The organism is Mycobacterium sp. E3247, from assembly GCF_001667785.1.
Lineage (GTDB): Bacteria > Actinomycetota > Actinomycetes > Mycobacteriales > Mycobacteriaceae > Mycobacterium.
The window spans coordinates 15,547-29,910 of the sequence record NZ_LZJG01000331.1 but is presented as its reverse complement, the minus strand read 5'-3'; the positions used below and the strand labels follow the sequence as shown (position 1 = coordinate 29,910).

Genomic DNA, 14,364 nt, shown 5'->3' with positions numbered 1-14,364 from the left:
GCCGACTGGCGGTCGGCGGGACCGCGGTGGTCACGCTGGAGCCCTGCAATCATTACGCCAAGCCCCGCGCCGGCCGGCAACGCCCCGCCGGCGGACGTCCCCCCGGCTGACCAGCCCGCACCGCCGGACCCGCGCAAGGAACTCGCCGAGCGCATCGCCGACGAGAAGAAGTGGCGCCAGAGCACCCGCCAGGGCGTTCAGTTCCTCGCGCTGCAGTTCCAGGCCACCCGCTGCGACAAAGAGGACATCCTCGCCGGCAACGACGACCCGAACCTGCCGCTGGTGACGTGTTCGACCGACCACAAGGTGGCCTACCTGCTGGCGCCGTCGATCATCAGCGGCGACCAGATCCAGGACGCCACCTCGGGCATGAACCAGCGCGGCATCGGTTATGTGGTGGACGTGCAGTTCAAGCCCGCGGCGGCCAACACCTGGGCGGACTTCACCGCCGCGCACATCGGCACCCAGACCGCCTTCACGCTGGACTCCCAGGTGGTCAGCGCCCCGATGATCCAGGAGGCCATTCCCGGCGGCCGGACCCAGATCACCGGCGGTGATCCGCCCTTCACCGCCGCGACCGCCAAGCAGCTCGCCAACGTCTTGAAATACGGCTCCTTGCCCCTGTCCTTCGAGGCCTCGGAGGCCCAAACCGTCTCGGCCACACTGGGATTGACCTCGCTGCGGGCGGGGCTGATCGCGGGTGCGATCGGCCTGGTGCTGGTGTTGCTGTATTCGTTGCTGTATTACCGGGTGCTGGGCCTGCTCACGGCGCTGTCCCTGACCGCTTCGGGCGCAATGATTTTCGCGATCTTGGTGATCCTCGGGCGGCAGATCAACTACACATTGGACCTCGCGGGTATCGCGGGTCTGATCATCGGTATCGGCACCACGGCGGACTCGTTCGTGGTGTTCTTCGAACGAATCAAAGACGAGATCCGGGAAGGCCGATCGTTTAGATCGGCGGTGCCGCGAGGCTGGGTGCGGGCCCGCAAGACCATCGTGTCGGGCAACGCCGTCACCTTCCTGGCCGCCGCCGTGCTGTACGCCCTGGCGATCGGCCAGGTGCGGGGATTCGCCTTCACGTTGGGCCTCACCACGATCCTCGACGTCGTGGTCGTGTTCCTGGTGACCTGGCCGCTCGTCTACCTGGCGTCCAAGTCGCCGACGTTGGCGAAACCCGCGTACAACGGCCTCGGCGCGATTCAGCAGGTGGCCCGCGAGCGCCGGGCCGCGGCGCATGTCAAGACGGGACGGGGAGCGTGATGGCCTCCAAAGGCGAGGGTCAGACCGACGCGACGGAAGCGACCGAGATCACCGAAGCCGGCGCGGTGGAGCCGGCCTCCGACACCGCCATCGCGCAACCGCGGCACAGCTTCCTCGCGCGGCTCTACACCGGCACCGGCGCTTTCGAGGTGATCGGCCGGCGCCGCCTCTGGTACGGGATCAGCGGGGCGATCGTCGCCGTCGCCCTGGTCAGCATCGTGTTGCGGGGCTTCACGTTCGGGATCGACTTCAACGGCGGCACCACGGTGTCGATGCCCACGGCCGGCTCGTCCGGCACCGTCACCACGGCCGCCGTGTCCGACGTCTTCCGGAAGACCATCGGGCGTGACCCGGAGTCCGCGGTGATCGTCGGCAACGGCGCCTCGGCCACGGTGCAGATCCGCTCCGAAACCCTGTCCAACGACCAGACGTCCAAGCTGCGCAACGCCCTTTTCGATGCCTTCCAGCCGAAGGGCGCCGACGGCAAGCCCAGTAAGCAGGCCATCAGCGACGCGGCGGTGTCGGAGACGTGGGGCGACCAGATCACCAACAAGGCGCTGATCGCGTTGGTGGTGTTCCTGGCGTTGGTCAGCCTGTACATCACGGTGCGGTACGAGCGGTACATGGCCATCTCCGCGCTGACGACCATGGTCTTCGACCTGACCGTGACCGCGGGGGTCTACTCGCTGGTCGGTTTCGAAGTCACCCCGGCCACCGTCATCGGCCTGCTGACCATCCTCGGTTTCTCCCTGTACGACACCGTCATCGTGTTCGACAAGGTCGAGGAGAACACGCACGGCTTCCAGCACACCACCCGGCGCACCTTCGCCGAGCAGGCCAACCTGGCGATCAACCAGACGTTCATGCGCTCGATCAACACCAGCCTGATCGGGGTGCTGCCGGTGCTCGCGCTGATGGTCGTGGCGGTGTGGTTGCTGGGCGTCGGCACGCTGAAGGACCTGGCGCTGGTGCAGCTGGTCGGCATCCTGGTCGGCACCTACTCGTCGATCTTCTTCGCCACTCCGCTGCTGGTCACGCTGCGTGAGCGGACCGAGCTGGTGCGGACGCACACGCGTCGCGTCACGCGGCGCCGCAAGGCCGGGCCCGAGCCCGCCGAGGAGGCGAAGCCCGTCGGCGACGAGTCGTCGTCGCCGCCGGCCGCGACGGTCTCCGCCCCCTCCGACAAGCCCAACAAACCGGCACCGGGTGCGCGTCCGGTGCGCCCGACCGGAACCCGGCGTCCGAGCGGCAAGCGAAACGCCGGCCGGCGGTAGTCGCCATGGCCACCAGGTATCGCCTCGCTGCAGGCGCTATCGGATTGGCCGCAATGCTCGTGGCTGCCGTCACGCTGGTCGCATGCTCCGGCAGCGCCGCCTCCCAGATCGACTACGTGGTCGACGGCCCGCTGGTCACCTACAACACCAACACCGTCGTCGGCGCCGCGTCGGCCGGGGCGCAGGCGTTCGCCCGCACCCTCGTCGGCTTCAGCTACCACGGCCCGGACGGGCAGACCGTCGCCGACCGTGACTTCGGCACCGTGTCGGTGGTGAGCGGTTCACCGCTGGTGCTCGACTATCAGATCGCCGACAACGCCGTCTATTCCGACGGAAAGCCGGCGACCTGCGACGACCTGGTGCTGGCATGGGCGGCCCAGTCCGGCAGGTACCCCGAATTCAATGCGGCAACCCAGGCCGGTTACGTCGACATCGCCAACGTCGAATGCATGCCGGGGCAGAAGAAGGCCCGGGTGTCGTTCATTCCCGATCGCGGAATCGTCGACTACAACCAGCTGTTCACCGCCACGTCGCTGATGCCGTCGCACGTCATCGCCGACCAACTCCACATCGACGTGACCGCCGCCCTGCTGAGCAACAACGCCCCGCTCGTGCAGCAGATCGCCCGGCTGTGGAACACCATCTGGGACCTCAAGCCCGGACTGGACCTGAAGAACTTCCCGTCGTCGGGGCCGTACAGGATCGAGCGCATCCTCGACGGCGGCGCGGTGGTGCTCGTCGCGAACGACCGATGGTGGGGCCCCAGGGCGGTCACCAAGCGGATCACCGTCTGGCCGCAGGGACCGGACATCCAGGACCGGGTCAACAACCGCAGCGTCGACGTGGTCGACGTGGCGGCGGGATCGTCGGGAACGCTGACCACACCGGACAACTACGACCGCGCCGATTCGCCCTCAGCCGGCATCGAGCAGCTGATCTTCGCGCCGCAGGGGCCGCTCTCGCAGCCCAAGGCCCGGCGCGCGCTGGCGCTGTGCACGCCGCGCGACACGCTTGCCCGCGATGCCGGGGTGCCGATCGCCAATTCCCGCCTGAACCCGGCCGCCGACGACCCGGCGACGGCCGGTGACGGTGCCGCCGAGGCCGCCCAGTTCGGCAAAGCGGACCCGGGCGCCGCCCGCGACGCGCTCGGTGGCGCGCCGTTGACGGTGCGCATCGGCTACCACGGGCCCAACGCGCGGCTTGCGGTCAACGTCGGGGTGATCACCAAATCCTGCGCCGCGGCCGGCATCACCGTCGCCAACGTCTCCCTCGACACGTCGGGTCCCCAAGCGCTTCGGGACGGCAAGATCGACGTTCTCTTGGCCAGCACCGGCGGGGCCACCGGCAGCGGGTCGACGGGGTCGTCGGCCATGGATGCCTACGACCTGCACAGCGGCAACGGCAACAACCTGTCGGGTTACGCGAACCCGCAGGTCGACAGTGCGATCGGGGCGCTGGCGGTCTCGGCCGACCCCGCCGAGCGGGTCGGGCTGCTGGGCGAGGCGGCGCCGATACTGTGGGGTGACATGCCGACCTTGCCCCTCTACCGGCAGCAACGCACTCTGTTGATGTCGAAGAAGATGTACGCCGTGAGCAAGAATCCGACGCGCTGGGGCGCGGGCTGGAACATGGACCGATGGGCCCTCGTTCAATGAGGCTCCCGTGACGAGTGTCGGCGGAAGCGCGCCGGTGGCCGGCGTGATCGCCTCGCTGCTGCGCGAGGTGTCGGACTTTCCCAAGCCGGGGGTCCAGTTCAAGGACCTCACCCCCGTGTTCGCCGACCCGCGAGGCTTGACGGCGGTCACCGACGCGCTGGCCGAGATCGCCTCCGGGGCCGACCTGGTGGCCGGAATCGACTCGCGCGGGTTCCTGGCCGCGGCAGCGGTCGCCGACCGGCTGCGCACCGGGGTGCTGGCGATCCGCAAGGGCGGAAAGCTGCCGCCGCCGGTGCACGCCGAGCACTACGACCTGGAGTACGGCAGCGCCACGCTGGAAATCCCCGCCGACGGCATCGACCTGCGCGGCCGCCACGTCGTGATCATCGACGACGTGCTGGCCACCGGGGGCACCCTCGCCGCGGCCGCCCGGTTGCTCGAGCGCACCGGCGCCACCGTGATCGCAGCAGCCGTGATCCTGGAGCTGACCGCGCTCGGGGGGCGTCAGGCCGTGGCGGAGTTGCCGGTGCACAGCCTCAGTCGCGTCTAGCCCGGCCCGCTGCACGATATCCTCGAGGTCGGAGGTGACCAACGTGGCGGACGACAAGAGCGCGGCGCAGGCGCTTGACGCGCCCACCGACGTCGGCGACGCCCTGTTGGTCGGTGAGCCGACCACGGCGCAGGCCGCCGAGCCCCTGGAGCCGCCGACCGAGACGCTGAAGGCCCCGAGCAGCGCGTCGCGGCGGGTCCGTGCCAGGCTGGCGCGGCGGATGACCGCCCAGCGCAACGCGGTCAACCCGGTGCTGGAGCCGCTCGTCGCGGTGCACCGGGAGGTCTATCCGAAGGCCAACCTCTCGCTGCTGCAGCGCGCCTTCGAGGTTGCCGACCAGCGGCACGCCACGCAGTTGCGCCACTCCGGCGATCCCTACATCACCCACCCGTTGGCCGTCGCGAACATCCTGGCCGAATTGGGCATGGACACCACCACTTTGGTGGCCGCGCTGTTGCACGACACCATCGAGGACACCGGCTACACGCTCGAGCAGATGTCCGAAGAATTCGGCGACGAGGTGGCCCACCTCGTCGACGGCGTGACCAAGCTGGACCGGGTGGTGCTGGGCAGCGCCGCCGAAGGCGAGACCATCCGCAAGATGATCACCGCCATGGCCCGCGACCCCCGGGTGCTGGTGATCAAGGTCGCCGACCGGCTGCACAACATGCGCACCATGCGCTTCCTGCCGCCGGAGAAGCAGGCCCGCAAGGCCCGCGAGACGCTGGAAGTCATTGCGCCCCTTGCGCATCGTCTCGGCATGGCAAGCGTCAAGTGGGAGCTGGAAGACCTGTCCTTCGCGATCCTGCATCCCAAGAAGTACGACGAGATCGTCCGGCTGGTCGCCGGCCGCGCGCCGTCCCGGGACACCTATCTGGCCAAGGTGCGCGCCGAGATCACCAACACCCTGAACGCCTCGAAGATCAAGGCGACGGTGGAGGGACGCCCGAAGCACTACTGGTCGATCTACCAGAAGATGATCGTCAAGGGACGCGACTTCGACGACATCCACGACCTGGTGGGCATCCGGATCCTGTGCGACGAGATCCGGGACTGCTATGCCGCTGTCGGCGTGGTGCATTCGCTGTGGCAGCCGATGGCGGGGCGGTTCAAGGACTACATCGCCCAGCCCCGTTACGGCGTCTACCAGTCGCTGCACACCACGGTCGTCGGGCCGGAGGGCAAGCCGCTGGAGGTGCAGATCCGCACCCGCGACATGCACCGCACCGCCGAGTACGGCATCGCCGCGCACTGGCGGTACAAGGAGGCCAAGGGGCGCAACGGTCTTCCGCATCCGCACGCCGCCGCCGAGATCGACGACATGGCGTGGATGCGGCAACTGCTCGACTGGCAGCGGGAGGCCGCCGACCCCGGCGAGTTCCTGGAGTCGCTGCGTTACGACCTTGCGGTACAAGAGATCTTCGTGTTCACGCCCAAGGGTGACGTCATCACGCTGCCGAACGGCTCGACGCCGGTGGACTTCGCCTACGCCGTACACACCGAGGTCGGCCACCGGTGCATCGGCGCCAGGGTCAACGGCCGGTTGGTGGCGCTGGAGCGGAAGCTGGAAAACGGCGAAGTCGTCGAGGTTTTCACGTCGAAGGCGCCCAACGCCGGCCCATCACGCGACTGGCAGCAGTTCGTGGTGTCGCCGCGCGCGAAGGCCAAGATCCGGCAGTGGTTCGCCAAGGAGCGCCGCGAGGAGGCGCTGGAGGCGGGCAAAGAGGCGATGGCGCGCGAGGTGCGCCGCGGCGGACTTCCCTTGCAGCGCTTGGTCAATGGTGAATCCATGGCCGCGGTGGCCCGTGAACTGCACTACGCGGACGTGTCCGCGCTCTACACCGCGATCGGCGAGGGGCACGTGTCGGCGCGCCACGTCGTGCAGCGGCTGCTCGCCGAGCTCGGCGGGATCGACCAGGCCGAGGAGGATCTCGCCGAACGGTCGACGCCGACGACCATGCTGCGGCGCCCGCGCAGCAGCGACGACGTCGGGGTCTCGGTGCCCGGCGCCCCAGGCGTGCTGTCCAAGCTGGCCAAGTGCTGCACGCCGGTGCCGGGCGACGCGATCATGGGCTTCGTCACCCGCGGCGGGGGAGTGAGCGTGCACCGCACCGACTGCACCAACGCCGCGTCGTTGCAGCAGCAGTCCGAGCGCATCATCGAGGTGCACTGGGCGCCGTCGCCGTCGTCGGTGTTCCTGGTGGCCATCCAGGTCGAGGCGCTCGACCGGCACCGCTTGCTCTCCGACGTCACGCGGGTGCTGGCCGACGAGAAGGTCAACATCCTGTCGGCGTCGGTCACCACCTCCAACGACCGGGTGGCGATCAGCCGGTTCACCTTCGAGATGGGTGACCCCAAGCACCTCGGGCACCTGCTCAACGTGGTGCGCAACGTCGAAGGCGTGTTCGACGTCTACCGCGTGACCTCCGCCGCCTGAGGCGGCCTGACGGCCCCGCCGGCGACTCCGCTAGCCGATGCGCACAGAGTTGATGGTGACCGGATTGGTGGGCGCCCCGCTCTGCCGGTTGCCCGCGATACCCGCCTGGGTGATCTTGTCGAGGACCGCCAGGCCCGCCTCGGTGATGGTGCCGAACACCGTGCTCTGCGGAGCCAGCTCCGAGTCCCGGAAAACCAGGGAGAATTGGCTGCCGTTGGTGTTGGGTCCGTCGGTGGCCATGATCACGGTGCCGCGCGGGTACATCACGGTCGCCCGCAGGGCGGGATCCCCGGCGGGGTACTGGTCGGTGGGGTATTCGTCGGCGAATTGATAGCCGGGGCCGCCGGAGCCGTCGGACTCCGGCCCGCCGCACAGCAGCGATCCCCCGTCGGTGGAGTCGATCAGCCGCGCGCACTGCGTGTTGTCGAAGAATTGCTGCTTGGCCAGGCTGACGAAGCTGTTGACCGTGCACGGGGATTCGTAGTTGCTCAGCTGGATGCCGATGTCACCGAAGTTCGTGGAAAGGGTGGCCGGGATCTGCGGAGGGTCGGTGGAGACCCGGCCGGCCGGCGGCGGGTTGACGGGCTTGACGACGGCGTCCGGCGCGCTCGGATACTGGCAGTTGGCGCCCAGGTCGGCCGGCGGCGCGAACGCCGGCAGCGGTGGCACCGTCGCCGTCGCCGGCGTGGACGGGCCTGGGTTCGATCCCTGCCTGCCCGGCACCCGGGCGCGGCTCGGGGCGGCCGACGCCGCGGTGTTGGCCGAGCGGTCGTCCTGGGTGACCAGCGCGATGACCAACGCCACCACCGCGGCCAGGGCCAGCGCCGACGCGCCGACGATGCCCAGCAGCAGGCGCCGGGACTGGGTGGGTGGCCGATAGGGCGGTTGCGGTGAGGGATGGGCGCCCGTCGGGGGGAAGTCCTGCGTCGGCGGCGGGCCGGCCGGGGGCACCGGCGGCGGGGGGCTCGACGTCATGGGCGCACCGGCCAGAGCCGCTCTGGCGGCCTCGGCGAGTTCCATCGCCGACTGGTAGCGGTGTTCGGGGTCTTTGGCCATTCCACGGGCGACCACCGCGTCGAGGGCCGGTGGCACGCCGGCTGACGTGGTCGACGGTCGCGGCGGGGGGACGTTCAGGTGCGCGTGGAGTTGTTCCTCGAGGCTGTCGCCGGCGTAGGGACGCTTGCCGGTGAGGCATTCGTGCAGCACGCAGGCCAACGAATAGACGTCGGCGCGGTGATCCGTTGTGCCCCTGAACCGTTCGGGTGCCATGTAGGCGACGGTCCCCATCGTGTGTCCCGTCTGCGTGAGCGCGGTGTCGGCCACGGTGCGGGCGATGCCGAAGTCGATCAGGTAGACGAAGTCGCGCGCGTTGGTGACCAAGATGTTCTTCGGCTTGATGTCGCGGTGGACCAGACCGACCTGGTGGGCGCTATCGAGGGCCGCGGCAACCTGTTCGATCACGGCGACCGCGCGCTCGGGACTGAGCCGTCCTCCGTTTTCGTCGATGTACTGCAGCAAGTCGCGGCCCTCGATCAGCCGCATGTCGACATAGAGCCGACCGTCGATCTCGCCGTAGCCGTGGATGGGCACTACGTGCGGGTCGTTGAGGCTCGCCGCGATGCGCGCCTCGCGGCGGAATCGTTGTTGAAACTCCTGATCCTCGGCCAGGTTCGGGGGCAGCACCTTCAGGACCACGACCCGATCGGTGGCGGCGTCGTAGGCGCGATAGACCTGCCCCATGCCGCCGCGCCCCAGGACGTCCAGCAATTGGTAATGCCCGAAAGACTCGGACCCCACCCGACGACCTTAAGCGGTGGACCGCCCGCAGGTCGCGCGAATCAGCGTCGGCGTTGCGGTGTTTGGCTGCTAGTCCAGGAGCAGCGACGTGATGGTGACGTCGGAGGCCGGTGCGCCGTCCTCACCGCCGCCGGCGACGCCGGCCTTGGCGATCTTGTCCAGCGTGGCCAGCCCGTCGGGCTGGATGGTGCCGAACACGGTGTATTGGGGCGGTAGCTGGGAGTCCTTGTACACCATGAAGAACTGGCTGCCGTTGGTGCCGGGGCCGGCGTTGGCCATCGCCAGCGTGCCGCGCGGGTAGAGCACGGGCTGCTGCGCATTCGGGTCGTTCGGCGGGTACTGGTCGGTCGGGTATTCGTTGGCGAATTGGTAGCCCGGACCGCCGGTGCCGTCGCCCTTGGGGTCGCCGCATTGCAGGACGCCCAGATCCGGTGAAGTGGTAAGCCGGTGGCACTTGGTGTTGTCGAAGTACTTCTGGCCGATCAGGCTCGCGAAACTGTTTACCGTGCAAGGTGATTCGTTGTTCGCGAGCATCAGTCCGATGCGGCCCTGATTGGTCACCATGCTGGCGCTCACCTGGGCCGGGTCGGTCGGCACCTTGCCGGTGCGCGGCGGCTTGACCTGCTTGGCGGCCGGTTGCGGTGACGCCGGGTACTGGCAGTTGGCGCCCAGGTCGGCCGACGGCTTGAACGCCGGCAGCGGTGGAACGGGCGGCGTCGGTCCGGCGGGCGTCGTCGACTCCGGGGAGCTGGTGGGGGCGGAGGAGGTGGTGCTCGCGGCGGTGTTGCTCTTGTGCTCGTGTTTGGTGTTGATGACCGTGAGCACCACGGCGACGACCACCGCCACGGCCGCGAGCGAGCCGGCGGCGATCAACACGATCCGGCGCCGCTTGGCTTGCCTGGCGCGGCGCTCCAGTTGGCGCTCCAGCTTGCGCTTGGCGTTGGCACGTCGCTGTTCATTGGTGGGCACGGCCGTATGCCTCCATGGTTGGTCGGTCTTGGGGCCCGCAAAGGCGTCGGTGGCCAGCTCAGGCTAATGTGGGCGCCGCGACCGGTGTCAAGTGGGGCCCGTGGGAAACTGGGAACCGTGTTGATCACCGGATTCCCCGCCGGCATGTTGCAGTGCAACTGCTACGTGCTGGCCGAGCGGCCCGGGACGGACGCCGTCATCGTGGATCCGGGGCAGCGGGTGATGGGCTGGTTGCGGCGCACCCTCGACGAGAATCGGCTGACCCCGGCCGCGGTGTTGCTCACCCACGGCCACATCGACCACATGTGGTCCGCGCAGAAGGTGTCCGACACGTACGGCTGCCCGACCTACATCCACCCCGAGGACCGGTTCATGCTGAAAGACCCGATCTACGGCCTGGGTCCGCGGGTGGCGCAGCTGGTGGCGGGCGCCTTCTTCCGCGAGCCCAGGCAGGTCGTCGAGCTGGACCGGGACGGCGACAAGCTCGACCTGGGCAGCGTCACGGTCAACGTCGACCACACGCCGGGCCATACGCGCGGGTCGGTCGTCTTCCGGGTGGTCGGGGCGACGAAAGACGGGAAAGACTTAGTGTTCACCGGCGACACCCTGTTCGAGCGCTCGGTGGGCCGCACCGATCTGCACGGCGGGAGCGGCCGTGACCTGTTGACCTCGATCGTGGAGAAACTTCTGGTGCTCGACGACGACACGGTGGTGCTGCCGGGGCATGGCAATGCCACCACCATCGGCGCCGAGCGGCGGTTCAACCCGTTCATCGAAGGCCTGAGCCCGTGACGGAGTTCTCGGCGTTTTCCGCCCCCAAGGGGGTGCCGGACTACGTCCCGCCGGACTCGGCGCAGTTCGTGGCCGTGCGGGACGGGTTGCTGGGCGCCGCCCGACGGGCCGGCTACGGCGACGTCGAGTTGCCCATCTTCGAAGACACCGGCCTGTTCTCCCGTGGCGTCGGCGAATCCACCGATGTGGTGTCCAAGGAGATGTACACGTTCGCCGACCGCGGCGACCGTTCGGTCACGTTGCGGCCGGAGGGCACCGCCGGCGTGGTGCGCGCGGTGATCGAGCACGGCCTGGACCGCGGCGCGTTGCCGGTCAAACTCTGTTATGCCGGGCCGTTTTTCCGCTACGAACGTCCGCAGGCCGGCCGCTATCGGCAGCTGCAGCAGGTCGGCGTGGAGGCGATCGGCGTCGACGACCCGGCGCTGGACGCCGAGGTGATCGCCGTCGCCGACGCCGGCTTCCGCTCGCTGGGGCTGGACGGCTTCCGCCTGGAGATCACCTCGCTGGGCGACGACAGCTGCCGGCCGCAATACCGGGAACTGTTGCAGGAGTTCCTGTTCGGGCTCGACCTCGACGCCGAGACCCGCAGGCGCGCCGAGATCAACCCGTTGCGGGTGCTCGACGACAAGAGGCCCGGGGTGCGGGCCATGACGGCTGACGCGCCGGTGCTGCTGGATCACCTCTCCGACGTCGCCAAGCAGCACTTCGACACCGTGCTGGCCCACCTGGACGCGCTCGGGGTGCCCTATGTGATCAACCCGCGCATGGTGCGTGGGCTGGACTACTACACCAAGACCACCTTCGAGTTCGTGCACGACGGGCTGGGCGCCCAATCCGGCATCGGCGGGGGCGGCCGCTACGACGGCCTGATGCACGAACTCGGTGGGCAGGACCTGTCGGGCATCGGGTTCGGGCTCGGCGTGGACCGCACGCTGCTGGCGCTTCGCGCCGAGGGCAAGAGCGTCGGGCAGACGACGCGCTGCGACGTGTTCGGTGTGCCGCTGAGCGAGCAGGCCAAGCTGAGGCTGGCGGTGCTGGCCGCGCAGCTGCGCGCCTCCGGCGTCCGCGTCGACATGGCCTACGGCGACCGCGGCCTCAAGGGGGCGATGCGCGCGGCCGACCGTTCCGGTGCCCGCATCGCGCTGGTCCTGGGGGACCGGGACATCGAGTCCGGCACGGTCGGGGTGAAGGACCTCGCCACCGGGGAGCAGGTGCCCGTGGCCATGGATTCCGTTGTGACCGAGGTGCTTTCGTCTCTGCACCGCTAACCGCGGCCATCCGCCCGGCGGCGATGCCGCCGGGGTGTTCGCGTCAGTGTGGCTGGTTGGCCACAAAGCACCGCACTCGGGTGGCGGCGTCGTCCGGCTTGACTCCCATATCCACTAATCGCTGGACGATTTGGGCGGAAGGCACACCGCCATTGAAATCCGTCGCTATCACCAGGACGCTGGGAAACCAGTTTTCTGCGGATACTCCGGGCGGCGGGGGCTTCGCGTCGCCTCCGATGCAATGAACGTAGCCATCCACGCCCGTATCGGCGTGGGCTGGCGTTGCCGCCATCGGCACCCCGATGGCCATGCCGACTGCCGTGGCGACATAGATGAACCGCATGCCGCAATATACCCCCGAACCGCCCGGTTCCCGAAGTGGATCGGGGACGGGGACGCGTCAGCTTTTCTTGCTTGGAATGACGATGACGACGATCAACGTGAGGATCGAGAAGAACAGGCCGAGAATTCCCCAGCCCAGCGGATTGCGTCCCTTCATCATTGCGATTAGTGCGCACACAATTGCGGCGATCACGCTGCCGATGGCGACGAAAATCCCCTTGATGCCGCGCAGGATAAAACCCGCCGCGATTGGGTCCGAACTCGCCACAATCACCGAGTGCAACATGTCAGGTCCTTTCTTGAGGGGCCCCGACGTGATACCCACCCGAATGCGCGACAAAACCGCGTCGCGAATTGAGTGCGCGCCGGGAACTACCCGCGTGGATAACCGCGGCGGACCGTGCGGTCGAGAATTCCCAAAGTCGCCCGCAACGCACCCTCGGACAGGATCGGGAAAATTCCGGCTTCTCGCCACTTCGGGTCGATGTTCGACCAGTCGTAGAACGAGGTGACGACCGTTCCCGAGCCGTCGTCGGTCGGCTGGAGCTGATAACCGTAGACGTGGCCGATCGGTGGCTGGATTTGCCCGAGAACCGTCCAGGCGATCAGGCGATCCGGTTCGAATTCGGTGATGTCGACGGTGACGTCGTATTTACCGAATTGCGGAAAGTCGTTCAGTGCCTCGCGGTCCATGTGCACCACGAACCGGTCGCCGACGCCGCTCACCGGATGCCCGTCCGCGTCCTGCAGCATCCCCGACGAGTCGATCGCGACGTGGCCCTGCGGGTCGCAGAGCACGGCGAAGATGTCCGGCGCCCCCGCCGCGATGGTGCGCTGAACCTCGATGCGTTCGGTCATGGTGCCTCGCAGCCGTCGTGGGTACGACACGGTCGTCGCTCACTCTACGACTCGGCTGTCGCGCGCCGACGCCGATCCGCGCGGAACGCGAGATGGGGTGGGGTTCATCAGCCGTCCGTGCGCGATGACGGATCCGTGCTGCTTGAGTCGCTGGGTGCGGGTGCTGACCTCGTAGGTGAGGACCTCCTCGATGGCTCCGAGGTGGTTGGCAAGGTAGGCATACAGGTCGCGGACGTCACGGCAGATGACCACGGCCATCAGGTTCTTCCTACCGCTGACGGCGGCGGCGAAGGCGACCTGATCGTGCGCGGCGATCTGTTCCCCGACGCGCTGAACGTGTCGGGGCGCGACGGTCAGCCACAGCATGGCGCTGAGGTGGTAACCGAGCCGCTCGGGAAGCACGTCGACGTCGTACAGCAACGCCCCGGCCGCCTCGATCGCCGCCAGGCGTCTGCGCACTCGCGCCACCGACCATCCCGTGCGTTCGGCCAGCCTCGTGTGGGGGGCGCGGCCGTCGTCGGCCAGCGCGTTGAGCATGGGCCGGTCCTCGTTGGCCGGCGGCGACGGCCGGCCGGTTGTCACCGCCTCGGCACCGTCGAGGATTCGTTCGGCCTGTTCGGCGCTGAGCTTGTGGCCGTAGCCCGTCCATGGCGCGGTCGGGGGTCGCCCGAACGTGTGCAGCACCACCTCGATGTCGATGTCGATGACCGAACTCGTGCGCGGAAGTCGTTGCAGCAGCATGTCTTCGCGGCTCTCGCCGAGCGGTGCCCGGATGGTGCAGACCAGGTCGGTCCAGCCCGACAGGACGTTGGCGTGGGAAACGTCCGGGTTCCGGACCAGTGCGTCGGCCAGCTGGGGTATGCGATCGGGCTTGGCGTGTATCCGGCACACCCACTGCGCCCAATCGCCATTGCCGTCGACCCCGGGATTCACCAGCCCCACGACGCGCACGACTCCGTTTCGGCGCAAACGGTGGTAGCGGCGGGCAACCGTTTGTTCGCTCGCCCCGACAACCTCGGCGATGCGCCGAAAGGACACCCTGGGCGAGATCTGGAGGGCATGGAGAATCTGTCCGTCCAGGGGATCGATCATGAGCAATGTTAGGCAGATACCGACGATAGATGAGGGTTTCTCGACGGTGTGAGCCACAAGTTGGGTG

General features: G+C 68.5%; 13 protein-coding genes. 7 read left to right on the top strand and 6 right to left on the bottom strand.

The window, feature by feature from the left end:
* The 5 genes from secD to A9X04_RS18400 form a co-directional block, all read left to right on the top strand.
* Nucleotides 1-1,263, top strand: a 1,263-nt coding sequence (secD, locus tag A9X04_RS18420; RefSeq protein WP_067923479.1) for a protein translocase subunit SecD, incomplete at its 5' end; no start/stop codon positions are given.
* Entirely contained in the window at nucleotides 1,263-2,537 is a 1,275-nt protein-coding gene (gene secF, locus A9X04_RS18415; protein ID WP_067923477.1) for a protein translocase subunit SecF, read from the top strand. The genes secD and secF, both read left to right, overlap by 1 nt.
* 5 nt (nucleotides 2,538-2,542) lie before the next feature.
* On the top strand, nucleotides 2,543-4,192 hold the full coding sequence (locus A9X04_RS18410; protein WP_067923474.1) for an ABC transporter substrate-binding protein: 1,650 nt from the start codon (nucleotides 2,543-2,545) through the stop codon (nucleotides 4,190-4,192).
* 7 nt (nucleotides 4,193-4,199) lie between these two features.
* The gene (locus tag A9X04_RS18405; protein WP_067923471.1) at nucleotides 4,200-4,742 is read left to right on the top strand and encodes an adenine phosphoribosyltransferase; all 543 of its coding nucleotides are present in this window, start codon (nucleotides 4,200-4,202) and stop codon (nucleotides 4,740-4,742) included.
* Nucleotides 4,743-4,785: 43 nt separating this feature from the next.
* Entirely contained in the window at nucleotides 4,786-7,179 is a 2,394-nt protein-coding gene (locus tag A9X04_RS18400; protein ID WP_067923491.1) for a bifunctional (p)ppGpp synthetase/guanosine-3',5'-bis(diphosphate) 3'-pyrophosphohydrolase, read from the top strand.
* Between the two features lie 30 nt (nucleotides 7,180-7,209).
* On the opposite strand, the gene A9X04_RS18395 is transcribed toward A9X04_RS18400, so the two are convergent.
* Nucleotides 7,210-8,976, bottom strand: coding sequence for a protein kinase (locus A9X04_RS18395; protein ID WP_067923468.1), 1,767 nt, complete (start codon nucleotides 8,974-8,976; stop codon nucleotides 7,210-7,212).
* Between the two features lie 69 nt (nucleotides 8,977-9,045).
* Nucleotides 9,046-9,945, bottom strand: coding sequence for a peptidylprolyl isomerase (locus tag A9X04_RS18390; protein ID WP_067923466.1), 900 nt, complete (start codon nucleotides 9,943-9,945; stop codon nucleotides 9,046-9,048).
* A 117-nt stretch (nucleotides 9,946-10,062) separates the two neighbouring features.
* Between A9X04_RS18390 and A9X04_RS18385 the strand changes: the two genes are divergently transcribed.
* Nucleotides 10,063-10,737, top strand: coding sequence for an MBL fold metallo-hydrolase (locus A9X04_RS18385; RefSeq protein ID WP_067923464.1), 675 nt, complete (start codon nucleotides 10,063-10,065; stop codon nucleotides 10,735-10,737).
* Entirely contained in the window at nucleotides 10,734-12,005 is a 1,272-nt protein-coding gene (gene hisS / locus A9X04_RS18380) for a histidine--tRNA ligase (protein WP_067923461.1), read from the top strand. Before A9X04_RS18385 ends, hisS begins: the two co-directional genes overlap by 4 nt.
* A gap of 43 nt (nucleotides 12,006-12,048) precedes the next feature.
* On the opposite strand, the gene A9X04_RS29830 is transcribed toward hisS, so the two are convergent.
* The 4 genes from A9X04_RS29830 to A9X04_RS18365 all read right to left on the bottom strand — a co-directional run bounded on the left by A9X04_RS29830 (nucleotide 12,049) and on the right by A9X04_RS18365 (nucleotide 14,297).
* Nucleotides 12,049-12,348: a hypothetical protein gene (locus A9X04_RS29830; protein ID WP_068094016.1), complete on the bottom strand. Its 300-nt coding sequence runs from the start codon at nucleotides 12,346-12,348 to the stop codon at nucleotides 12,049-12,051.
* A gap of 57 nt (nucleotides 12,349-12,405) precedes the next feature.
* Nucleotides 12,406-12,633: a deoxyribodipyrimidine photolyase gene (locus tag A9X04_RS18375; RefSeq protein WP_067923458.1), complete on the bottom strand. Its 228-nt coding sequence runs from the start codon at nucleotides 12,631-12,633 to the stop codon at nucleotides 12,406-12,408.
* An 86-nt stretch (nucleotides 12,634-12,719) separates the two neighbouring features.
* Complete coding sequence (locus A9X04_RS18370; RefSeq protein ID WP_067923455.1) at nucleotides 12,720-13,205, bottom strand: polyketide cyclase; 486 nt, start codon at nucleotides 13,203-13,205, stop codon at nucleotides 12,720-12,722.
* 39 nt (nucleotides 13,206-13,244) lie between these two features.
* Entirely contained in the window at nucleotides 13,245-14,297 is a 1,053-nt protein-coding gene (locus tag A9X04_RS18365) for an Lrp/AsnC family transcriptional regulator (protein WP_067923452.1), read from the bottom strand.
* Nucleotides 14,298-14,364: the final 67 nt, after the last annotated feature.